We start from the raw sequence: 20,195 nt of genomic DNA, 5'->3' as shown, positions 1-20,195 counted from the left end.
CATCCCCCGTGGGAGACCTGTCATGACGCAAAGCACATGCGACATCGCGTTCACGCCCACCGTCCGCGCCGAGCAGGAGCGGCGAGGCTCGCGCGCCCGCTATGCGGCGGTGGAGGCGCAGGGCGGCTTCCGCAGCGATCTGTCGGAATTTCCGCGCGGCTTTCTTGCCCGCGTGGACACGGCCTTCCTCGGCACCGCCAATCTGGACGGCCAGCCCTATGTCCAGCATCGCGGCGGGCCGCCCGGCTTCATCCGCATCGCCGACGACCATCATCTGGTGATGGCGGACTTCCGGGGCAATCGGCAATACATCTCCACCGGCAACCTTGCGGATAATCCGAAGGCCTTTCTCTTCCTGATGGATTACGAGAACCGCCACCGCATCAAGCTGTGGGGCCGCGCCCGCATGAGCGCCGACATCGCCACTTATGCTGAGGTGCTCGGCATCGATCCCGCCGACCGGAAGGTGGAGCAGGTGCTCGTCTTCGAGGTGGAGGCCTGGGACGTGAATTGCCAGGCCCACATCCCCCAGAAGGTGGACGCCGCCGCCGCCGCCCGCGTGGTGCTGGCGCTGCGTGCGCGCCTTGAGGCGGTGGAAGCCGAGAATGCGGAATTGCGCGAGCTTCTGAAGCCGGGACCCGGCGCCTGAGAGGCGAAACGTCTCGAAGGCCCGGACCCCGTGGCGTCTCTGGTCGCCTCAGAACGGGGCGATCGCCAGGGTGCGCCGCGCATAATAGGCGAAGGCGGCGCTGTTGCGCTTGGGGGTGTTGATCCAATCGCGCGCCTCGCGGGCAAGCTTGGAATCGATGGGCTGGATCGCGCCCGCCGCCATCGCCGCCAGTTGCATCTTCGCCGCGCGCTCGAAAGCCAAGGCGATGATGCAGGCTTCCTCCACCGTGCGCCCTGCCACCAGCAGGCCGTGATGGGCAAGCAGCAGCGCGCGCTTGGTGCCGAGCGCCGCGGAGATCAACTCTCCCTCGTCATTGCCCACCGGAACGCCCGGCCACTTCGGCACGAAGGCCACATCCTCATAGAGGATGCATGTGTCCATGTGAGAGACCTGGAGCGGCACCTCCAGCATGCTGAGCGCGGCGGTGTGGAAGGCGTGGCTGTGAACGATGCAGTTCACGTCCGGCCGCGCCCGATACACCCAGGAATGGAAGCGGTTGGCGGGGTTGGCCATGCCCGCGCCGTCCAGCACGCGCAGATGCTCGTCCACCAGCAGGAGATTGTCCGGGCTGATCTCGTCGAAGCCGAGGCCGAGGCGTTGCGTCAGGAAGGTGCCCGCCGTCTCGCCGCGCGTGGTGATCTGTCCCGCAAGTCCTGAATCATGGCCGTTGTGGAACAGGATGCGGCAGGTGAGGGCCACCTTCTCCCGCTTGCTGTAGGCGCCGTCGTCCAGGTGGGCGCGCATGTCTTCCTGCGACTTGGCCATCAGACTGGTCTTGTCGAGGCTGAAGCTGTCGGTGAGCCCCATATTCATATCTCCTGTCGGGATTCGGTCAGGTCGGGCCGCCCGGGGAAAAGGGGCTCGTAGCCCGGCAGGGCCTCCATGCGCCGGAGCCAGTGGGTGATGGCGGGGAACCGCCCCGTGTCCAGGCCGCCCATGGCGGCAAGGCGGGTGTAGGGATAGAGGGCGACGTCGGCGATGCTGGGATGGGAGGGCGTCGCCACCCACCCGCTCTCTCCCGCCGCCGCCAATTGGGCCTCCAACTGCCGCAGCGCTTCATTCGCCTGATGGCGCCAGTCCGCCAACTGATCGGGGGCCAAGGGCCAGTCGGGATGAAGCGCCAGATGCAATCGCAATTGGGCCAGCGGATGCATGTGCTGGGACTGCTCGAAGGACAGCCAGCGCAGCACTTCCGCCTGCGCGAGCCGCCCCTCGGGCCACCACGGCGTGCCCTCGGCCAGATAGAACAGGATCGCCAGGGATTCCGACAGGCTCCGTCCGTCCGGCAGCTGGAGGACGGGCACCTGGCGCAGGGCATTCAGAGCTGCGAAGGCGTCGGTCTTCAGGTCGCCGCGGTCGATGGACAGCGACGTGCGCTCCAGCCGGAGGCCCAGGAAGCCCGCCAGCAACCGCACCTTCCAGGCATTGCCCGAGCGCTGTGTGTCGTAGATGCGCATGGGGGCCTCACTGGATGCTGATGTGGGCGGCTTCAACCACCTTCGACCAGCGCTCGGTCTCGGTCGCGATGTGCCGGGCATAGGCTTCGCTGCCGATGGGCATCGGCTCGATCCCCAGCTCCTGGAACCGCGCCAGGACGGTGGGATCAGCAAGCACTTTTGCGAGTGCGTCCCGGAGCACCGTCACGCGGCTGCCGGGCGTTCCCGCCGGGGCGAGAAGGGCATTCCAGGAACTGACCACCATGCCCTCCACGCCCTGCTCGGCGGTGGTGGGCACATCGGGCAGCGCGGCATTGCGCGTGGTGGCCGTGATGGCCAGCGCCTTCAGACGTCCGCTGGCCTGATGGGGCATCACCACCGGGATGGCGTCGCACACGATCTGGATCTGGCCGCTCAGCGCACCATTGACGGCGTCGCCGCCACTCTTGAAGGGGATGTGCTCGATCTTCGTCCCGGTGAGGAGTTCAAGCAGTTCCAGCGCCAGATGGGGGGAGGAGCCGTTGCCGGCCGAGCCGAAATTCAGCTTGCCCGGTTCGGCCTTCGCCCGCTCCACCAGCGCTTTGAGGCTGTTCACATCGAGCGAGGTGGAGACGGCGATGACATAAGGCGAATTGCTGACCAGGGAAATCGGCACAAAGCTGGCCGGGTCATAAGACAGGCGCGGATAGATCATCTTGTTGACGACCTGCGTGCCCACTGTTCCCAGAAGAAGCGTGTAGCCATCTGGCGTCGCGGTGGCCACCGACTGGGCGGCCGTGGCGCCGCCGGCGCCCGGGCGGTTCACCACCACCACCGGCTGCCCCAGCCGGTCCGACAGGCCTTGGGCCACCAGCCGCGCCACCACATCGGTGATGCCTCCGGCGCCGAACGGGACCACCAGCTTAATGGCCCGCGTTGGAAACTCCTCCTGCGCCCGCAGCGGCCCCACGCCGCCCGCGACAGCCCATGCCACCAAGAGGCCGAGGCCGGCCAGCAGCCCCCTGGTACGATGCCTCAACATCCGTTCCCTCCCTCGTTATTGTCGGCGTTGTGGGGGAGCAAAATCCGTTTCATAGATCGAGTCAACAAGTTTCTTGTAGGAAACAATGTCTCTCAATTTCAAGCTGCTGCGCCTGCGCGCCAATCTCACGCTGGAAGAGGTCGCCCAGGCCACGGGCGTCACCCGGGGCTATCTGTCCAAGATCGAGCGGGGTCTGGTGAAGCCGTCCGTGGGCTCCGCGCTGAAGCTCGCGAAGGTGCTGAACGTCTCGGTGGACGAGCTGTTCGGCGATGCCGAAACCGGCGATGCGGTCATCGTCACCCGCGCCAAGGAGGGCACGCCGCAGGACACGCTGCGCGGCACCCCCCGGCTGGTGGCCAGCACCCGGGGCGGACATCGCATGGTCGCTTTCGTCATGAGGCCGGGCGAAGCGCGGGAGCAAAGCCACCCCATGAGCCACCATGAAGGGGACGAGCTGCTCTTTGTCCTGGCCGGTCGCATCCGCCTGGAACTGCCGAGCCGGGTGGAGGATCTCGAACCGGGGGATGCCGTCCAGTTCAACGGCGTGGTCCCGCACAAGATCACATCGCTCAGCGGCGACGCGGCCGAGGTCCTGATCGTCATCCGGGTCGACTGACCGCCCGACGGTCTCTTGCGCGCAGGGGGCGGCAAGGCGCCCCCATGCTGGCGGGATATTCGCAGCCCCGTCTCCATCACAGCGCCGTGACGCATGTAACGGCCAAGCCGTCTCCGTCGAATGGGTCATCGGAACCCGGCCTCGCCCGTCGCCCTGGGCGGCCGGGCGGACCGCCCGCACCATGGAGACCGGCATGCTCGAAAGACTGCCCGCCTATCGGCCGCTCACGGGCGCCGATTTGCCGCTGCGCCTCGCCGGCCGCAGCGAGATGACCGATGCCCTCGGCCCCATCAGCGGCTGGCGCGTGCGGGAGATTGGCGATGGCAATCTCAATCTCGTCTTCGTGGTGGAGGGCCCGCGCGGCTCGCTCATCGTCAAGCAGGCGCTGCCCTATGTGCGGGTGGTGGGGGAGGGCTGGCCGCTTTCGCTGGCCCGCGCCACCTTCGAGTTTCATGCCCTGACGCGGCTCGGCGCCCGCGACCCCGGGCGCATGCCCAAGGTGATCGCCTTCGATGAGACGCAGGCGCTGATCGTGATGGAGCACCTGACGCCGCACCTGATCCTGCGGCGGGGGGTGATCGCGGGGGAACAGTATGGCGATCTTGGCCGGCATCTCGGCGCATATCTCGCCCGCACGCTGTTTCGCGGCTCCGACCTTCATCTTAATCCGGCGCAGCGCAAGGCGGACACGGCCTTGTTCTGCGCCAATGTGGAACTGACGGGGATCACCGAGGATCTGGTCTTCACCGATCCCTTCCGTGACCACCCCCGCAACCGCCACACGCCGGGCCTGGAGCGGGAGGCGGCGCATGTGCGCGCGGACCGGGCGCTGAAGCTGGCCGCCTGCGAGATGAAGGCGCGCTTCGCCACCCGGTCGGAGACGCTGCTGCACGGCGATCTCCACACCGGATCGGTGATGGCCACCGCCACCGACACGCGGGTGATCGACCCGGAATTCGCGCTCTATGGCCCCATGGGCTTCGATGTGGGCGCGCTCTTGGGCAACCTCTTCCTCGCCTTCTTCGCCCAGCCCGGCTTGCCGGCGGGGCGCGTCGACCGCGCCGCCTATGGGGCGATCATCCTGGACCTCGCCGCCCAGGTCTGGACCACCTTCACGGAGGAGTTTTCGATCCTCTGGCAGTCCGAGCGCACGGGGCTGCTGGGCGGGCGGGACGTGTTCGAGGGGCAAGGCGATCCGCGCGGCGCGGACCTCCTGCTGAAGGCGCGCCTTGCCGAAATCTGGCAGGACACGCTCGGCTTTGCCGGCATCGAGATGCACCGTCGCATCCTGGGTCTGGCCCATGCGGCGGAGTTGGAAGCCGTGGCCGATGAGACCGTGCGCGCCGCCTGCGAGCGCCGGGCGCTCCAGGCGGGGCGGGCGCTGGCGGTGGGCCGGATGGGCTTCTCGCGCATGGCGGATGTCTGCGCCTTGATGCGGGACGTGGCCGGCGGGGCGCGGCCGTGAGGGCCGCCCCCGCCCTCGCCCCGTCAGCGCCGCGAAATGGCGATGCGGATGGTCTCGTTCGCCGCCAGGGGGGTGCCGTCCTTTCCCGTCCAGTCGGGCAAGGCGGCAAGGTCCGCCCGGTCGAGATCGAGCAGATTGATGTGTTTCCCGAGGCTCGCCACCGCCTCCAGCGGCACGCCGACCGGGCGCCCGCCGCGGCCGAACCAGCCGCCATAGGGCATCACCAGCACGAGCCCGCCCTCCGGCGTGCGCACCACCTCGGTGACGAACCCGAGCGTGCGGTCGTCAAAGTCGAGCACCGCCTGGCCGATCAGGTCGCCCACGCGCGCCTTCTGGGGAAAGCGGCGCTCCATGCGCTGCTGCGGGGTGAGCCCGTCCTCCTGCGTAACGGGCTGGGTGTGCGCCCCGCCCTCGCGGCGGGTGACCTGCGGGGTGACCTGCGACCCGTCATCGGCGCGGGCGGGGCCGGCGAGCGGCGCGGCGAGCAGCAGGGCGGCGAGCGTGGAGGGGAGAAGAAGTTGGGGCTTCATTTGGATGAATGTCCGAATTGAAGGAGTGAATATAAAATATAGCTGAAATTGAATTTCGTAAATCGAAATAAAGGTGGGGTCATAAAATGTCAGATCTATCTATTTCTATGGAACGAGTTGGAGGTCGCGCACGTCGTTTGCATCCACTTCCCTTGCGGGTCATGCATTGGGTCAATGCAGTCACCATGGTCGTTATGATTATGAGCGGATGGAAGATCTATAATGACGAAGTGATCTTCGGCTTTCTCCACTTTCCCGAAGAGATCGTCCTGGGCGTTTGGGCGCAGCACGGGCTGCAATGGCATTTCCTCGGCATGTGGGTGCTGGTGCTGAACGGCCTGGCTTATCTTGCCTACGGCCTCCTCTCCGGCCGCTTCCGCCGCATGCTCCTACCGATCTGGCCCCGCGAGGTGGTCGCGGAGGTGATCGCCGCGCTCACCTTCCGCCTGAAGCATGACGATCTCACCCACTACAACGCCGTGCAGAAGTGCCTTTATGTGGGCGTGATCGGGGCCATCATCTTCCAGGTCGTCACCGGGCTGGCGCTTTGGAAGCCCGTGCAATTTCAGGGTCTTGTGAGCCTGTTCGGCGATTTCCAGGGCGTGCGCCTCGCCCATTTTCTCGGCATGGCGGCCATCGTCCTATTCCTGGTGGTGCATGTGAGCCTCGCGCTTCTCGTGCCGCGCACCATCCTCGCCATGCTCACCGGCGGCCCCCGTCTGCCCGCCTCCCCTCCCTCCGACCACTGAAGGCGTGCCATGTCGCTGCGCAGACGTCCCCTGTCCCTGTTCCGCCCGCAAAGCGTGCCCGATCGCGGCGTGCTGGTGGAGAACCGCAAGCTGGTGGAGGCCATCGACCGCCGCAAGGTGCTGCGCGGCGCACTGAGCCTTGGCGCGCTCACCTTGCTCACCGGCTGCAACGTCTCGCAAGACGAGAGCGTGCAGACCGTTCTGCGGGCGGTGTCCGATTTCAATGACGGCGCGCAGGCGGCCCTGTTCGACCCCAAGAAGCTGGCGCCCACCTATGACGTCTCGCAAGTGGTAAAGCCGCCGCGCTTCAATGCCTATTACGAGATCGAGGATGTGCGCTCGGTGGACCTGACCACCTGGAAGCTGGAGCTGGCGGGCCTCGTGAAGGACAAGCGCCCCTGGACGCTGGACGCCATCAACGCCTTGCCGCAGCAGGAGGAAATCATCCGCCACATCTGCGTGGAAGGCTGGGACTATATCGGCCAATGGTCCGGCCCCAACCTGAAGGACTTTCTGACCCGCGTCGGGGCGGACCTGTCCGCCCGTTACGTGGCCTTCCATGGCGCCGATGATTACATGGAGAGCATCGACATGGCCTCGGCGCTCCATCCGCAGACCATCCTGGCCACCCATTATGCGGGCGAGCCCATCACCGATCCCTATGGCGCTCCGCTGCGCCTGCGCACGGCGGTGAAGTTGGGCTTCAAGAATCCCAAATGGGTGCGGGCCATCGAGGTGACCAACACCTACCAGCAGGGCTTCTGGGAGAAGCAGGGCTTCAACTGGTTCTCCGGCCTGTGAAAGGCCGCTCTGCGGCCCGCTACGGCCTCACGCCATGCTGAGCTTGCCTTCCGTCCTCGCCTGCGCCGCCGTCGCGCTCATCCTGTGGGGCGGGCCGGGATGGCTCCTCGCCACGCGCCTGCGGCTGGGGCTCGGGGGAAGTCTGGCGCTGGCGCCCGTGCTCGGCTGGGCGGTGCAGAATGCGCTGGCCTTGCCGCTGGCGCAGATGTTCGGCTTTTCCCCGGTCGCGAGCCTTGCCGCCTCGGGGCTTGCCGGCGCGCTGGCGCTGCTTGCCGCGCCGCAGCCGAGAGAGCGGGGACGGGTGGGGCCAATGCTGCTCTTCGCCGGGGCGGCGGCCCTCATTGCCCTGGTGCCGGCGGCGGTGGTGTGGCCGAAGGCGGGGGGCGGCGGCGTGCTGCTCTCCGCGCCCCTCTTCGACCATTCCAAGGTGGCGCTCATCGATGCCATCCTGCGGGAGGGCGTGCCCCCCGAGGACCCCGTCTATGGCGGCGGGCCGCTGAGTGTATCCTATTATTACCTCTGGCATTTCGGCGCCGCGCAGTTGGCAGCCCTCACCGGCGCCACGGGCTGGGCGGCGGATGCGGCGGCCAGCTGGTTCACCGCCTTCGCCGCGCTCTGCCTCATGGGCGGACTGGCGGCGCGCCTGCGCCCGGGACGGCTGGCACCGGCCCTGGTGCTGGTCGCTGCGCTGTCCGGCTCGCTGCGGCCCGCGCTCGCGGTCCTGGTGGGGCAGGCGCGACTGGATCAGGTGCTTGAACCGGCAAGTGGCCTTGCGGGCTGGCTGTTCCAGGTGAGCTGGAGCCCCCATCATGTGATGGCCGCCTGTTGCGCGGTGCTCGTGCTCGGCCTGTTCCAGCGCCTCGCCGGCCGCGCCGGCCGGCCGGAGGCCCTTCTGGTGGGTCTTGTGCTCGCGCTGGTGTTGGCGGCTGGGTTCCAGGCTTCGCTGTGGGTGGGCGGCATCACGCTGGCGCTGGCCGGAGGCGCGGTGGTGCTGGTGCTTCTGGGCGGATTGACGCCTCGGCGGCGGCTGGCTTTTCTGGCGCTGTGCCTCGGCGCGGCGCTGCTTGCTTTGGGGCTGAGCGCGCCGCTTCTGCAGGCCCAGGCCGAAGCGGCGGCCGCGCGCGGGGGCGGGGTGCCGCTGGCGCTCGGCCTTTATCCCGTGCTGGCGCCCGATCTGTCGCATGTCCTGCGCCTGCTGCTCGACCCGTTTTTCTATTGGCTGGTCTTCCTGCCGCTGGAACTGCCTTTGGTCTTCTTGCCCGGCGCCCTCTGGCTGCTGCGCGGCCGGGGGGAGGATGCGCGGTTCACCCGCCTGCTTGCCCTGTTCGCCTTCGTCAGTCTTGCGGGCGGCTGGGTGCTGGTGAGCACGGCTGGGGAGAATAATGATCTGGGCTGGCGCGCCGTGCTGCCGGGGCTTCTCATCCTTATCCCGGCCGCTGCCGCGCAGGCGGCGGACTGGATCGGGAGGGAAGCCCGCGCGCCGTGGTTGGCGCTTGCCCTGGTCGCGGTTGGGGGCCTTGGGGGCGGGGCCGTGATCGCGGCGGGAAATTTGCGCGGGGTGCCCTCCCCTTCGGCGGAGGATTTCGCGCGCGCTCCCGACCTCTGGGCGGCGGTGCGCCGTCATGCGGGGCCGCGGGACCGGGTGGCCAACAATCCCGCCTTGTTCGCGGACATGACCCCCTGGCCCGTGAACATCTCCTGGGCGCTGCTGGCGAACCGACCCTCCTGCTTTGCGGGCAACGAACTGGCGCTCGCCTTCGCGCCTTTGTCGCCGCAGGCCCGGGCGGAGCTGACGGAGCTGTTCGCCCGCGTCTTCGACGGCACGCCGCAGGGGGGCGACGTGGCGGCGATGGTCCAGCGCCTCAATTGCCGGGTGTTCGTGGTGACGCCGCAGGATGGCGCTTGGGCGCGCGATCCGTTCCGCTCCGTTCCGGGCCTGCACCTGGCGGAGGAGACCACCGGCCGCTGGCGCATCTATGTGGCTGAGGGCTCAGGACAGTGACAGCACCACCACGCCGGCGACGATGAGCGCCGTTCCAGCGATCCGAGCTGGCGGCATGGGTTCGCCCAGGAGAAAGGTCCCCGCCAGCGCCACCATCACGAAGCCGAGGCCGAGGAACGGATAGGCGAAGGAGACATCCACCTCCCGCAGCACCCGCAGCCAGATGAGCAGGCTGAAGCCGTAGCAGGCGAGCCCCGCCAGGATGCCCGGCCGCAACACGAACAAGGCCAGCGCGGCAAGCCCGCTCTCGGCCTGCGGCACGCGCGCACCCCAGCGCAGGAGCACCTGCGCCGAGGCGTTGAGCACCACGCTCGAAAGGATCAGCGCCAGCGCGCTCGGCAGGCTCACGAGGCGCGCCGGGCGGGCGCCGCGCGCGCGCGGGCCTCCGCCGCGAAGGCGGCGATGCCCGCGGCGAAATCCTCCTGCGGCCGCCAGCCCAGATCCTCCCGCAGCCGGCGGGAATCGGCGGTGATGTGGCGGACGTCGCCGAGCCGGAAGCCGCCGGTGATGACTGGGCGCGGGCCGGCAAGGGCGGTGGCGAGGGCGTCCGCCATCTCGCCCACGGTGCGCGGTGTGCCCGATCCCACATTGAAGGCGGCGACCCCCGCACGGTGGCGCTCCAGGGCCGCCACCGTGGCGGAGGCCACGTCGCGCACATGCACGAAGTCGCGCCTCTGCCCGCCATCCTCGAACACGCGCGGCGCCTCGCCCTTCAGCAGCGCGGAGGCGAACAGCGAGGCCACCCCCGCATAGGGCGTGTCCTGCGGCATGCCCGGCCCATAGACATTGTGATAGCGCAGCGCCGCCACGCTGCCTTGGGTCATGCGCGCCCAATTGGCGGCATAAAGCTCCTGCGCCATCTTGGAGGTGGCATAGGCGTTGCGCGGATCAAACGGCGTCGCCTCATCCACCAGGCGATGCGCCAGCGGACGGCCGCAATGGGGGCAGCGGGGTTCGAACCGGCCGGCGGCAAGGTCTTCCGCCCGGCGGGGCGCCGGGGTGACGGCGCCATGTTCGGCGCAGTCCGCCTGCCCCTCGCCATAGACAACCATGGAACTGGCCAGCACCAGCCGGGGCACCTCCTGCCGGGCCATGGCCGCGAGCAGGATGGCGGTGCCCGTATCGTTGGTGCCGGCATAATCGGGCATGTCGTCGAGGCTCACCCCGAGCCCCACCTTCGCGGCCAGATGCACCACCGCCTTGACCCCCTCCAGGGCCTCCGTGAGCAGCGCGGAATTGCGCACATCGCCCCGGATGAAGGCGACGCCGGCGGGCGGACGCCAGTCGCCGGTGCGATGCACGTCGGCGCGCAGGCTGTCGAGGACGCGCACCTCGTGCCCGTTGCGCAGCAGCGCGGCGAGCACATGGGTGCCGATAAAGCCGGCGCCGCCGGTGAGCAGGATCGTCATGGCGAGGTCCTCGGACGGGGAGCGGAGGGCGCGGGCGTGCGGCGCAAGGTGAGGGCCAGCCGCAGGAAGGTGAGGGTGATGCGCATGGCGGCGTTCAGGCCCGCCACCAGATTGCCGGACACCTTGGAGACTCCGCCCCGCCGGCAGCGATGGTCCACCGGCACCTCCAGGCAGGTCAGGCCGAAGGCGGCGGCGCGCATCTGCATTTCCAGGTTCCAGCCATAGGTTTCCTCACCCATGCCCAAGGCGGCGAGGCGGTCGGCGCGGATGGCGCGCAGCGGCGACATGTCGGTGAAGCGCACCCCATAGGTGGCCCGGAGCAGCACGCCCGCCAGGCGTCCCGCCACCAGCTGCTGGGGCGTCAGGCTGCCCGCCTCCCGATGGCCGCGCAGGCGCGAGCCCATGACGAAGTCAGCCGCGCCGGAGAGCACCGGCCCCGCCACGTCCCCGAGGAAAGCGGGAACGTCGCTGCCGTCGCCATCCAGGAAGCACAGGACGGGCGTGGCGGCGGGCGCCGCCTTCGCCCCCGCCGCGCAGGCCCGGCCATAGCCGCGTTCCGGCGCCGCCACCACCTGCGCGCCCGCCGCGCGGGCATTGCGCGCCGTTTGGTCGGTGGAGCCGTTGTCCACCACGATCACAGCACCGACCCCCTGTGCGCGCACGTCGTGCACCACGTCGGCGATGGCCTCTTCCTCGTTCAGGCAGGGAATGATGACAGCCACGGAAGACAGATCCACCTGCGTCATCATGCGGCCTCCCGGCCCGGCCGGCGGGCGGCGAGGAAGGCCGTGGTGGCGGGGGCCGGCGCGCCGGCATGGCGCAGCGCCTCGGGCAGGGGGCGGCCGGCGAGGTCGTTCTCCAGCAGGGCATAGGTCGCCGCATCGTCCACGTCGTACCAGGGTGCGAGGACGCGCACCGGCAGGCCGATCGCTTCCGCGCGGGCGAGCGTCTCCGCCAGCACCGTCTCGGTGCTCCAGGCGATGTCGGCGAACAGGCGCGGCTCGCGATAACTCAGGCCGATGAAGGTGTAGCCGCCATCGAGGGCCGGCCCCACTACCACCGGCGCGCCCTCCTCCAGCGCCGCCATCGCCTCCCGCAGCAAAGCCGGTGGCAAGGTCGGGCTGTCGGAATTGATGAGGATCGCACCCCCATGGCCGGCGGCGAGAAGATCGGCCACGCCCTGGTCGAGGCGGGCGCCCAGGTCGCCCTCGCCTTGCGGCACGAGGCCTACCCCCGCCGGCAACAAGGCGCGCAAGGCCGCCTCGCTGCCCACCGGCGTATAGACCGCATAGGCCCGCGCCGGTCCTTCCGCCGCCAGGCCGACGAGGGTCCGGGAGAGGTCGTGGATGAAGCAGGCGGAGAGCGCCGCGCAGTCCTCCGGCGCCAGAGGCGGGGAAAGGCGGGTCTTGGAGGCGCCCGGCCGGGGCGTCTTGCAGAGGATGGCGAGAGCGATGGTGGACATGGCGTCACCTCATCGGGTCGGGCGGGAGGGGAGGTCGGGAAGCAGGTTGTCGAGGGCCTGGGCCAAGTCGTGAAAGAGGTCGTCGGGGTCTTCGAGGCCCACGGAAAGGCGCAAGAGGTCGTCGGGACAGGGCGAGCCCGGCCCCTCGATGGAGGCGCGGTGCTCGATCAGGCTTTCCGAGCCGCCAAAGGACGTAGCGCGATGCCAGAGCCGCACGCGCCCCGCCGCCGCGATGGCCGCGGCCGCCCCCTCTTTCACCCGCACCGAGATCATGCCGCCGTAGCCCCCCACCATCTGCCGGGCGGCGATGGCATGGCCGGGATGTTCGGGAAGGCCGGGATAGAGCACCTCCGACAAGGCGGGATGGAAGGTGAGGCGCACGGCGAGGCGGGCGGCGCTGCGGCTCTGCTCGCGCACCCGCAGGTCCAGCGTGCGCAGGCCGCGCATGAGAAGCCACGCCTCGAACGGGCCGAGCACCGCGCCATGATGCTCCCGCACCTGGCGGATGCGGCGCCACAGATCGCTCTCGCCGGCGGTCGCGAGCACGCCGGCGATCACGTCCGAATGGCCGTTCAGATATTTGGTGGCCGAATGCATGACGAGGTCGGCGCCAAAGTCCAGGGGGCGGCTCAGCACCGGGGTGGCCACCGTGGAATCCGCGCACAAAAGCGCGCCCGCCTGATGGGCGATATCCGCCACGGCGGCGATGTCGGTGAGGGTCCACAGCGGATTGCTCGGCGTCTCGATCCACACCAGCCCCGTCGTCCCCGGCCGCACGGCAGCGCGCACCGCGTCGAGGTCGGCCATGTCCACGAAGGTGACGCGATGGCCATAGCGCGCGGCCTCGGTGAGCCATTGCTTGAAGCCGAAATACATGTCGCGGGGCGCCACCACATGGGTGGGGGCAAGGGCGAGGAAGACGGTGGTGGCCGCCGCCATGCCGGAGGTGAAAAGCAGGGCTTCGCTCGCCCCTTCCAGCTCCGCCAGCTCGTCCTCGGCCTGCTGGACCGTGGCATTGTCCTTGCGGCCATAGACATGGCCGGTGCGATAGCCGTTGTCGGCATCGCGGACATAGGTGGCGGAGACATCGATGGCCGGCGCCAGCGCGGTGGCCGGCGAGCGGCGGGGGAGGCGGGCGCGGGCGGCCAGCGTCCGCGGCTTGGGGAGGAATTGGGGCCGGTCGTCCATGGTCCGCTTTTGGCTGTGGCGCCCCGCCGGCCGGCCGGGGGAGCCGGCGGCCGTCAGGGGTCACAGGGCCATACGCGGGGGGTGTGCGGCGCGTTACGTGGCGGCGGGGCCGTCGCGGTTTCGTGAACGGGGGAGGGGATGACGGTCAGGACCGCCGGGGTTTTCCCGGCGCCTTGGCGGATGCGGTCTTGGCGCCGGCCTTCCCGGTGGGTTCTGCGGCCAACGAGGCTTCCAATTGGGCCTTGGTGGCGGCGATGTGCCGGCGCATGAGGCGCTCGGCATCATCCGGGCGGCGCTCGGCGATGGCGGCGAGGATCTCCCTGTGCTCCTGGAGTGCGCGGGCGCGCTGGTCCATGTCGCCGGACACGCGCTTCAGGCCCACCCGCATCTGCCCTTCCAGCGTCTGGAGCAGGTCATAGAGGCGGCCATTGCCCGATTGCTGGCCGATCACCGCATGGAATTCCGCATTGGTGGCGAAATAGGCGTCGGCGTCATTGTCCTCCACCGCGCGGGCCTGCCGCTCCAGGATCTCGTCCAGCAGCGCCATATGGGCATCGTCGATGCGCTCGGCGCACAGGCGGGCGGAGAGCGCCTCGGCGAATTCGCGCACCTCGTGGATTTCCAGCAGGTCGCGCGGCTCGATGGTGACCACCACCACGCCCTTGCGCGGCTGCTCCACCGCCAGGCCGTTGGCGACGAGGTTCAGCACCGCCTCGCGCACGGGGCTGCGGGAGACGTCCAGCTGGCGGGAGAGCTCGGGCACGGAGAGTTGCTGGCCGGGCTTCAGTCCGCCCTCGAAAATGGCTTCCTTCAACGATTCACTCACCGCATCCACCAGCCGCATGGCGGGCCGCAGCTTGGGCAACTTGTCCATTCGTCCCTCAGATCCCTTGCCCGTGAAGCCGGTTTGTCCGTCCGATATAGACCGTCCCGCCGGGGCTTGTCCTCCCGGCGGGATGGCGCGCGGCCTACTTGAACGTCACCTCGCCGATGCCGGTGACGGCGGTACGCAGGAAGCCGGTCTGCTTCATGAAATCGGCGAGGCCCTCGATGCCGGCGGTGCTGTCGGTGAAGTCGGTGTCGGGGTCCTTCAAGAGGGCCATGGCCTCCTCGGCGGTCTGGCGGCCGCCCATCTCCTGCGCCACGATCCGCCCTGCCTCCAGCGGGTCCTTGGCGATGAGGGCGATGGCGGTGGCGATGGCCCCTTGCAGGGCCGCGATGATGTCGGGTCGTGCCGTGCCGAACTTCTCGGTGGCGAAGGCGATGGCGAAGGGCAAGGGGCCGAAGGCCTCCTTGCTGTCGGCGATGCGCCGCGCTCCGCGCGCCACCGCCTGGGACTGGAAGGGCGGCGAGGACATGTAGCCCGCGATCTGGTTGGTCACCACCGCCTGCAAGGCGTCGGGATGGGGCATGGCGAGCATGTTGGTGTCCAGCGCCTTGGCATCGCCGAAGGCCTGGAGGGCGAGCTTGCGCAGCACGAAGGCCTGGTTGGTGTCGGGGGCGGGCACCGCGATCTTCTGCCCGGGCTTGAAGTCCTTCACCGACTGGATGGCGGGATCATTGGTGACCAGCCACAAATTGGTGCGGTTGAGCACGGAGACCGCTTTCACCTTGAAGCCCCGGTCGCGGCCCACCAGGAACGGGGCGACGGAGCCCGCGCCCACCTGCACGTCGCCGGCCAGCATGGCCTCGCGAATGGCGGCGGAGGAGGCGATGGTCTTCCAGTCCATCTCCACCCCGCCCACCTTCGCCTCCACCAGGCGATTGGCCTTGGCGATGAGGAGCGGGGCATAGGACAGGCCCGGCAGCATGGCGATCGTGACCTTGGTGGCCTCAGCCCGCACCAGAGCGGGGGCGCACAGGGTGCCGGCGGCGCTGAGCAGGAGGGTTCGGCGCGTGATCATGGAGCTGTTCCCTTATCTGGTGGTTTGGGTCGAGGATTGCTGCTTCATGCCCCAGCGCACGATGGTGCGGCGCTCGATGGCGGCGAGGACGAGTTCCAGCGTGATGCCGATGAGGGCCACCGAGATGATCCCGGCAAAAACCTCGTCGGTGCGCAGGAAGTAGCGGGCGTCATTGAGGAAATTGCCGAGCCCGCTCTTGGCGCCGGAGACCCCGAACACCAGCTCGGCGGCGATGATGGTGCGCCAGCCATAGCCAAGGCCGGTCTTGATGCCGGTCATGGTGTGGGGCAAGGCGGCGGGAAAGAGCACGTCGGTGATCATCCGCCACCAGCTCAAACCGATGTTGCGGCCCACATTCACCAGCGTCTGGTTCACCGTGCGAAAGCCGGTGGAAAGGGCCAGCGTCACCGGCCAGAGCACGGCGTTAACAACCACGAAGATCAGCGCATTCACGTTGAGCCCGAACCAGATGAGCGCGATGGGCAGCATGGCCACCGAGGGCAGCGGGTTCAGCATGGAGGTGAACAGCTCCACCGCATCATCCGCGAAGGTGGAGACGCGGGAGAGCACGGTGAAGATGAGCGCCAGCCCCATGCCGATGGCCAGCGACAAGGCCAGCAATTGCAGCGTGGTGAGGGTCGCCTGGGCCAGGCGCCCGGAGGTCCAGCCTTCCACCAGCGCCTGCCCCACCTGGAGCGGAGGCGGGAAGATGAGAGGGTCGACGCCCGAATAGCGCGTATAGGCTTCCCACGCCGCGATGAGCATGAGGAATTGCAGCGCCCGGCGCAGGGCCACGGGCAAGGCGGCCCAGCGCAACTTGAGGCGCGGCCGGGGCGCGGGGGCGGCTTCAGTCGCCATGGACATGGCTGGCTCCTTCTCCCATCACGCCCGCCACATGGCGGCCGATCTCCAGCGCGCGCGGGGAGGAGGGCTCCCGCGCCGCCCGCGCGTCCACGATCTCCTTGATGCCGGAGGGGTGGCCGTCGAGGATGATGATGTCGTCGCCCAGCAGCACCGCCTCGGCGATGGAATGGGTGACGAAGAGAACGGTCGCCTGCGAGCGGCGCACGATCTCCAGCAATTCCAGTTGCAGGCGTAGGCGGGTCTGCGGATCAAGGGCGCCGAAGGGCTCGTCCATGAGCAGCATGGCGGGGTCCATCGCCAGGGCACGGGCGATGGCCACGCGCTGCTTCATGCCCCCCGAAAGCTGGTGGGGGAAGCGGTCCGCCGCATGCTCCAGCTTCATCAGCGCCAGCAAATCACGGGCGCGGGCATCGGCGGCAGCGCGGCTGCGGCCGATGCGGCGCTGGGGATAGGCGATGTTGTCGAGCACCGTGCGCCAGGGAAAGAGCTGGTCGAATTCCTGGAACACCACCGCCCGGTCGGGGCCGGGGCGGTCCACCGCGCGGCCATTCACCTGGAGCGTGCCCTTCAAGGGCGAGAGGAAGCCCGCCACGGCTTTGAGGATGGTGGACTTGCCGCAGCCGGAGGGGCCGAGCAGGATGGCCGTCTCGCCGCGCGCCACGGTGAAGGTGACATCTTTCACCGCCGTCACGGTCCCCGCCGGCCCGCCATAGCCCAGATGCAGGCCGGTGACGGCCAGCATGGGGCGTTCAGCGTCCGGCACGGTCTGTGCCTGAACCTGTCGCATCGTTGGTTCCTGTCTGGTCGGTTGCTCCGGCCTCTGCGGGCCGGTTTGGGTCCTGGTGGGTTGGACGCGGTCAGATCACGGCGATGGCCTCGATCTCCACTTTGGCACCGAAATGCAGGGGCCCGGTGGGCACCACCGAGCGGGCGGGGCGATGGTCGCCGAAGAAGTCCGCATAGGCGGCATTCACCTCGTCCCAGCCGGCAATGTCGGAAATGTAGAGGGTGGTCTTGGCCACCCGCGTGCGGTCGCAGCCGGCGGGCTTGAGGATGGCCTCGATGCTGGCGAGGGCGAACAGGGTCTGCTCACGCAGAGAGCGGGCAGGATCCTGCCCGCGCAGCACGCCCAATTGGCCGGACACATAGACCGTGCCGCCGGCCACGATGGCCTGGGAATAATGCCCGCCGGGGGCGGGAGCCTCGCGGCTCATGACGCGGGTGAGGGGCGGTTGGGTGGGGTTCGTCGTGGGGCTCGTCATGGGGATCACCAGCCGGAAATGCGGGGCCAGAGGGAGCTGACCTTGCCGTCGGCGATGACCGCATACTGGTCATAGGCCGCGCAGGTCAGGCAGGCATGATTGGGCAGGATGCGCACGGTCGTGCCCACGGGCAGGCGGGCGAACCAGGCTTCGTCGTCCACGGGCACATGGCCGTGTTCCTGGTGGACGGCGGTGACCGACAGGGCGCCGAGGCGTTCGCCGGTAACGGCATCGCACACATAGCCATAGCCAGCATCGGGCAGGAATTTGTTGGCACCGATGTCCTTGGTGAGGGCCAGCGCCCCCGCATCCAGGATCAGCGCGCGGGCGGCATGGTTGTGGCCGATGACGGTGGAGAGGACGCTAACCGCAATGTCCTCCAGCGTGCACATGTGGCGGGAGAACTGGGCGAGGTCCCAGAACATATAGATGCCCGCCCGCGCCTCGGTGACGCCCTCCAGGTGGTCCGCATGAAGCACGGTGGGCGTCGAGCCGATGGAGACGATCTTCACCGGGATGCCCGCCGCGCGGATGGCCTCCGCCGCTCCGACCGCCGCGTCCCGCTCGAGCGCGGCGAGCTTCACCACGTCGGGAATCTGGTCGCTGCCATAGGAATGGCCCGCATGGGTCATGACCCCTCGGAAATCCAGGTGCGGCGCGTCGTGGATGGCGCGGGCCAGCGTCACCACATCCGGCGCGTCGGGCAGGAGGCCCGAGCGGTGCTCGCCGCAATCGATCTCCACCAGGAAGGAAAGGCGCGTGTGCGCCTCTGCGCAGAACGCCTCCGCCGCCTCGATGACGGACAAAGCGTCGGTAACGAGGAGCAGGTCCACCCCCGATGCGCCGATGCGGGCGGCGCGGGCGAACTTGCCGGGCGCGACGGCGGTGGCGAGCAGGATGTCCTTATAGCCGGCGGCGGCGAAATACTCGGCTTCCTTCAGCGTGGAGACGGTGATGGCCCCAGGCCCGTCGGGCAGCGCCACGCGGGCCACGTCCACGGATTTGGCCGTCTTCAGATGGGGCCGCAGGAGCACGCCGAGATCCGCGCAGCGCGCCCGCATGCGGGCGGCATTGGCTTCGAGCTTCGCGCGGTCCAGCAGCAGAGCCGGGGTTTCGAGATCCTGCGCGGCAAAGCCGAGAGGGGAGGGGGCCGCTTCCATGTCACACCAGCTTCAGGAGAGGGTCGAGGGAATCGGCAATATAGTCCGGCCGCGCTGCATCCACCGGCCTCAAGCCCATGCGATTGTGCCAATAGACGGACATGCCCACCCCGCGCGCGCCCGGCACGTCGGAGGCCGATCCCGCCACGAAGAGGGTGCGGGCGGGGTCGACGCCCAGTTTCTCCAGCACCGCGCGATAGGGCTCGGGGCGGGGCTTGTAATAGCCGGCATCCTCCGCCGTCACCACGGCGGCAAAGTCGGTGCCGGTGCAGGAAACGGCGATGGCCCCGAGCGTGCGGGAGCAATTGGTGGCGATGCCCAGCGGCACCTTGCGGGAGAGTTCCGCGAGCACGGCCTGTGCCTCCGGCCAGCAGGCAAGTTCCGCCTGACGGTCGGCCAGCGCCTGCGCCCAGTCCACCGGGAAGCCGCAAGCCTGCGCGGCCTGCGCCACCAATTCCTCATAGGGCCGGTAGCTGCCGCAGCCATAGGTGAGTTCAAGATATTTCCGCCGCCAGCGCAGCCCCGCCTCGGGCGAGCCGGCAATGTCGTTCCACAGCGACCAGGAATCGATCAGCGCGGTCAGAAGATCGAACACCACCGCGTCATAGCGGGCCGCGCCCGTCGTGTTTGCCCCGTCCATCATTCGTCCTCCTGCATGTTACATGTAGCATGTAGAGGTGAGAGTCAATCGCTTGCCATCTGCAAGGGACGCCGGCGCGAGAAAAATGCGAGGGCGCGGCAACCTTCGGCGTGGCCGGGCGTTATGCCCGCGGCTCGCGTGCGGGCCGGATGCTGCGTGGGCGCCATCGTCCGCCGGCCCGGCCACTGGCCGCGCGCCCGGTCCGCCATCCCCGGCGGGCGCGCGAGAAGCGAAGAAGAGGTTCTCCATGGCCATTTCCAAGAGCAACCGGACCGGCACTCCCTCCAACCTTCCCTCGAAGGCCCCTGCCAAGAGCGCGCCCAAGGCGGCCACGGCCAAGGCGGCGCCCGGAAAGTCGGTGTCCGCGAAGGCCCCGCCGGCCAAATCCGCCCCGGCGAGCAAGCCCGCCCCCCTGTCGGACACCGCCGCTGCCGCCGCCAAGGAGCGCCGCCTCGGCCCGCTGCGCACCCCCACCGATCTCGGCGCCGAGGCGACCCAGGACATCGCCGCCGCCCTCACCCGGCTGCTGGCGGACATGTTCGCGCTCTATGTGAAGACCAAGAATTTCCACTGGCACGTCTCCGGCCCGCACTTCCGCGACTATCATCTGATGCTGGACGAGCAGGGCGCGCAGATCTTCGCCACCACCGACGATCTGGCCGAGCGCGTGCGCAAGGTGGGTGGCACGACGCTGCGCTCCATCGGCCACATCGCGCGCCTCCAGCGCATCCCGGACAATGAGGCTGATTATGTGACCGCCCCCGACATGCTGGCGGAACTGGCGCAGGACAACATCGCCCTCACCACCTATCTGCGCGAGGCCCATGCGGTGTGCGAGGACCATAACGACATCGCCTCCACCAGCCTCATTGAGAACTGGATCGACGAGGCCGAGCGGCGCACCTGGTTCCTCTACGAGGCCACCCGCTCCAACCATTGACGGGGGATTTTGCCGCCGCCTCACCGCGCGGTGAGGCGGTGGACACCTCATGACGAATGAGGTGCAAAGTCGTTTG

Annotated in this window: 23 protein-coding genes; 7 read left to right on the top strand and 16 right to left on the bottom strand. The window is 69.0% G+C overall.

Annotated features, from left to right (window positions below):
- Window positions 1-22: 22 nt before the first annotated feature.
- Complete coding sequence (locus ACT54L_RS20980) at window positions 23-649, top strand: pyridoxamine 5'-phosphate oxidase family protein (RefSeq protein WP_476087585.1); 627 nt, start codon at window positions 23-25, stop codon at window positions 647-649.
- Between the two features lie 48 nt (window positions 650-697).
- Here the strand turns inward: ACT54L_RS20980 and ACT54L_RS20975 are convergent, their stop codons facing one another.
- The 3 genes from ACT54L_RS20975 to ACT54L_RS20965 are packed head-to-tail and all read right to left on the bottom strand — an operon-like array spanning window position 698 to window position 3,127.
- Window positions 698-1,477 carry an aldolase gene (locus ACT54L_RS20975; RefSeq protein ID WP_476087584.1) on the bottom strand — a complete coding sequence of 260 codons (780 nt, stop codon included), beginning with the start codon at window positions 1,475-1,477 and terminating at the stop codon, window positions 698-700.
- A gap of 2 nt (window positions 1,478-1,479) precedes the next feature.
- On the bottom strand, window positions 1,480-2,127 hold the full coding sequence (locus tag ACT54L_RS20970; protein ID WP_476087583.1) for a glutathione S-transferase family protein: 648 nt from the start codon (window positions 2,125-2,127) through the stop codon (window positions 1,480-1,482).
- A 7-nt stretch (window positions 2,128-2,134) separates the two neighbouring features.
- Window positions 2,135-3,127: a Bug family tripartite tricarboxylate transporter substrate binding protein gene (locus ACT54L_RS20965; RefSeq protein ID WP_476087582.1), complete on the bottom strand. Its 993-nt coding sequence runs from the start codon at window positions 3,125-3,127 to the stop codon at window positions 2,135-2,137.
- Between the two features lie 85 nt (window positions 3,128-3,212).
- Here ACT54L_RS20965 and ACT54L_RS20960 point away from each other — a divergent pair, with 85 nt between their 5' ends.
- Window positions 3,213-3,743: a helix-turn-helix domain-containing protein gene (locus ACT54L_RS20960; RefSeq protein WP_476087581.1), complete on the top strand. Its 531-nt coding sequence runs from the start codon at window positions 3,213-3,215 to the stop codon at window positions 3,741-3,743.
- 193 nt (window positions 3,744-3,936) lie between these two features.
- Window positions 3,937-5,208: an S-methyl-5-thioribose kinase gene (mtnK, locus tag ACT54L_RS20955; protein WP_476087580.1), complete on the top strand. Its 1,272-nt coding sequence runs from the start codon at window positions 3,937-3,939 to the stop codon at window positions 5,206-5,208.
- Between the two features lie 23 nt (window positions 5,209-5,231).
- Here mtnK and ACT54L_RS20950 read toward each other — a convergent pair whose 3' ends face one another.
- Complete coding sequence (locus ACT54L_RS20950; protein ID WP_476087579.1) at window positions 5,232-5,738, bottom strand: PRC-barrel domain-containing protein; 507 nt, start codon at window positions 5,736-5,738, stop codon at window positions 5,232-5,234.
- A gap of 86 nt (window positions 5,739-5,824) precedes the next feature.
- Here ACT54L_RS20950 and ACT54L_RS20945 point away from each other — a divergent pair, with 86 nt between their 5' ends.
- The 3 genes from ACT54L_RS20945 to ACT54L_RS20935 are packed head-to-tail and all read left to right on the top strand — an operon-like array spanning window position 5,825 to window position 9,290.
- A complete protein-coding gene (locus ACT54L_RS20945) occupies window positions 5,825-6,487 on the top strand; it encodes a cytochrome b/b6 domain-containing protein (RefSeq protein ID WP_476087578.1) in 663 nt (220 codons plus the stop codon).
- A 9-nt stretch (window positions 6,488-6,496) separates the two neighbouring features.
- Window positions 6,497-7,288, top strand: coding sequence for a molybdopterin-dependent oxidoreductase (locus ACT54L_RS20940; protein WP_476087577.1), 792 nt, complete (start codon window positions 6,497-6,499; stop codon window positions 7,286-7,288).
- A gap of 34 nt (window positions 7,289-7,322) precedes the next feature.
- The gene (locus tag ACT54L_RS20935) at window positions 7,323-9,290 is read left to right on the top strand and encodes a hypothetical protein (RefSeq protein ID WP_476087576.1); all 1,968 of its coding nucleotides are present in this window, start codon (window positions 7,323-7,325) and stop codon (window positions 9,288-9,290) included.
- Here the strand turns inward: ACT54L_RS20935 and ACT54L_RS20930 are convergent.
- The 12 genes from ACT54L_RS20930 to ACT54L_RS20875 form a co-directional block, all read right to left on the bottom strand.
- Entirely contained in the window at window positions 9,279-9,638 is a 360-nt protein-coding gene (locus tag ACT54L_RS20930; protein WP_476087575.1) for a DMT family transporter, read from the bottom strand. The genes ACT54L_RS20935 and ACT54L_RS20930 overlap by 12 nt on opposite strands.
- Entirely contained in the window at window positions 9,635-10,699 is a 1,065-nt protein-coding gene (locus tag ACT54L_RS20925; protein WP_476087574.1) for an NAD-dependent epimerase/dehydratase family protein, read from the bottom strand. Before ACT54L_RS20925 ends, ACT54L_RS20930 begins: the two co-directional genes overlap by 4 nt.
- The gene (locus tag ACT54L_RS20920) at window positions 10,696-11,448 is read right to left on the bottom strand and encodes a glycosyltransferase family 2 protein (RefSeq protein WP_476087573.1); all 753 of its coding nucleotides are present in this window, start codon (window positions 11,446-11,448) and stop codon (window positions 10,696-10,698) included. Before ACT54L_RS20920 ends, ACT54L_RS20925 begins: the two co-directional genes overlap by 4 nt.
- A complete protein-coding gene (locus ACT54L_RS20915; protein WP_476087572.1) occupies window positions 11,445-12,161 on the bottom strand; it encodes a TIGR04282 family arsenosugar biosynthesis glycosyltransferase in 717 nt (238 codons plus the stop codon). The genes ACT54L_RS20920 and ACT54L_RS20915 overlap by 4 nt, the downstream gene beginning before the upstream one ends.
- A 9-nt stretch (window positions 12,162-12,170) precedes the next feature.
- Window positions 12,171-13,349, bottom strand: coding sequence for a trans-sulfuration enzyme family protein (locus ACT54L_RS20910; protein ID WP_476087571.1), 1,179 nt, complete (start codon window positions 13,347-13,349; stop codon window positions 12,171-12,173).
- A gap of 145 nt (window positions 13,350-13,494) precedes the next feature.
- Window positions 13,495-14,223, bottom strand: a complete 729-nt coding sequence (locus ACT54L_RS20905; RefSeq protein ID WP_476087570.1) for a GntR family transcriptional regulator — start codon at window positions 14,221-14,223, stop codon at window positions 13,495-13,497.
- Window positions 14,224-14,317: 94 nt separating this feature from the next.
- Window positions 14,318-15,253: an ABC transporter substrate-binding protein gene (locus tag ACT54L_RS20900; protein ID WP_476087569.1), complete on the bottom strand. Its 936-nt coding sequence runs from the start codon at window positions 15,251-15,253 to the stop codon at window positions 14,318-14,320.
- Window positions 15,254-15,265: 12 nt separating this feature from the next.
- Window positions 15,266-16,117, bottom strand: coding sequence for an ABC transporter permease (locus tag ACT54L_RS20895; protein WP_476087568.1), 852 nt, complete (start codon window positions 16,115-16,117; stop codon window positions 15,266-15,268).
- Window positions 16,101-16,904 carry an ABC transporter ATP-binding protein gene (locus tag ACT54L_RS20890; RefSeq protein ID WP_476087567.1) on the bottom strand — a complete coding sequence of 268 codons (804 nt, stop codon included), beginning with the start codon at window positions 16,902-16,904 and terminating at the stop codon, window positions 16,101-16,103. The genes ACT54L_RS20895 and ACT54L_RS20890 overlap by 17 nt, the downstream gene beginning before the upstream one ends.
- A gap of 70 nt (window positions 16,905-16,974) precedes the next feature.
- Window positions 16,975-17,379 (bottom strand): RidA family protein, encoded by a 405-nt coding sequence (locus tag ACT54L_RS20885; protein WP_476087566.1) that lies wholly within the window; start codon window positions 17,377-17,379, stop codon window positions 16,975-16,977.
- 5 nt (window positions 17,380-17,384) lie between these two features.
- A complete protein-coding gene (locus ACT54L_RS20880) occupies window positions 17,385-18,539 on the bottom strand; it encodes an alanine racemase (RefSeq protein ID WP_476087565.1) in 1,155 nt (384 codons plus the stop codon).
- A gap of 1 nt (window position 18,540) precedes the next feature.
- Window positions 18,541-19,182 carry an HAD family hydrolase gene (locus ACT54L_RS20875; RefSeq protein WP_476087564.1) on the bottom strand — a complete coding sequence of 214 codons (642 nt, stop codon included), beginning with the start codon at window positions 19,180-19,182 and terminating at the stop codon, window positions 18,541-18,543.
- Window positions 19,183-19,591: 409 nt separating this feature from the next.
- Here ACT54L_RS20875 and ACT54L_RS20870 point away from each other — a divergent pair, with 409 nt between their 5' ends.
- The gene (locus ACT54L_RS20870) at window positions 19,592-20,119 is read left to right on the top strand and encodes a Dps family protein (protein ID WP_476087635.1); all 528 of its coding nucleotides are present in this window, start codon (window positions 19,592-19,594) and stop codon (window positions 20,117-20,119) included.
- Window positions 20,120-20,195 lie beyond the last annotated feature (76 nt).

This window comes from Aquabacter sp. DMC10, assembly GCF_056314145.1.
Note: the sequence above shows the minus strand (reverse complement) of the source record. Positions and strands in the feature narration are given on the sequence as shown.

Bases quoted from the DNA above. Each gene is read 5' to 3' on its own strand.
- ACT54L_RS20920 (WP_476087573.1), bottom strand. From the start codon at position 11,448: ATGATGACGCAGGTGGATCTGTCTTCCGTGGCTGTCATCATTCCCTGC.
- ACT54L_RS20875 (WP_476087564.1), bottom strand. From the start codon at position 19,182: ATGATGGACGGGGCAAACACGACGGGCGCGGCCCGCTATGACGCGGTG.
- ACT54L_RS20905 (WP_476087570.1), bottom strand. From the start codon at position 14,223: ATGGACAAGTTGCCCAAGCTGCGGCCCGCCATGCGGCTGGTGGATGCG.
- ACT54L_RS20915 (WP_476087572.1), bottom strand. From the start codon at position 12,161: ATGTCCACCATCGCTCTCGCCATCCTCTGCAAGACGCCCCGGCCGGGC.
- ACT54L_RS20925 (WP_476087574.1), bottom strand. From the start codon at position 10,699: ATGACGATCCTGCTCACCGGCGGCGCCGGCTTTATCGGCACCCATGTG.
- ACT54L_RS20970 (WP_476087583.1), bottom strand. From the start codon at position 2,127: ATGCGCATCTACGACACACAGCGCTCGGGCAATGCCTGGAAGGTGCGG.
- ACT54L_RS20980 (WP_476087585.1), top strand. From the start codon at position 23: ATGACGCAAAGCACATGCGACATCGCGTTCACGCCCACCGTCCGCGCC.
- ACT54L_RS20900 (WP_476087569.1), bottom strand. From the start codon at position 15,253: ATGATCACGCGCCGAACCCTCCTGCTCAGCGCCGCCGGCACCCTGTGC.
- ACT54L_RS20965 (WP_476087582.1), bottom strand. From the start codon at position 3,127: ATGTTGAGGCATCGTACCAGGGGGCTGCTGGCCGGCCTCGGCCTCTTG.
- ACT54L_RS20945 (WP_476087578.1), top strand. From the start codon at position 5,825: ATGTCAGATCTATCTATTTCTATGGAACGAGTTGGAGGTCGCGCACGT.
- ACT54L_RS20940 (WP_476087577.1), top strand. From the start codon at position 6,497: ATGTCGCTGCGCAGACGTCCCCTGTCCCTGTTCCGCCCGCAAAGCGTG.
- ACT54L_RS20885 (WP_476087566.1), bottom strand. From the start codon at position 17,379: ATGACGAGCCCCACGACGAACCCCACCCAACCGCCCCTCACCCGCGTC.
- ACT54L_RS20890 (WP_476087567.1), bottom strand. From the start codon at position 16,904: ATGCGACAGGTTCAGGCACAGACCGTGCCGGACGCTGAACGCCCCATG.
- ACT54L_RS20975 (WP_476087584.1), bottom strand. From the start codon at position 1,477: ATGGGGCTCACCGACAGCTTCAGCCTCGACAAGACCAGTCTGATGGCC.
- ACT54L_RS20910 (WP_476087571.1), bottom strand. From the start codon at position 13,349: ATGGACGACCGGCCCCAATTCCTCCCCAAGCCGCGGACGCTGGCCGCC.
- mtnK (WP_476087580.1), top strand. From the start codon at position 3,937: ATGCTCGAAAGACTGCCCGCCTATCGGCCGCTCACGGGCGCCGATTTG.
- ACT54L_RS20895 (WP_476087568.1), bottom strand. From the start codon at position 16,117: ATGTCCATGGCGACTGAAGCCGCCCCCGCGCCCCGGCCGCGCCTCAAG.
- ACT54L_RS20950 (WP_476087579.1), bottom strand. From the start codon at position 5,738: ATGAAGCCCCAACTTCTTCTCCCCTCCACGCTCGCCGCCCTGCTGCTC.
- ACT54L_RS20960 (WP_476087581.1), top strand. From the start codon at position 3,213: ATGTCTCTCAATTTCAAGCTGCTGCGCCTGCGCGCCAATCTCACGCTG.
- ACT54L_RS20880 (WP_476087565.1), bottom strand. From the start codon at position 18,539: ATGGAAGCGGCCCCCTCCCCTCTCGGCTTTGCCGCGCAGGATCTCGAA.
- ACT54L_RS20935 (WP_476087576.1), top strand. From the start codon at position 7,323: ATGCTGAGCTTGCCTTCCGTCCTCGCCTGCGCCGCCGTCGCGCTCATC.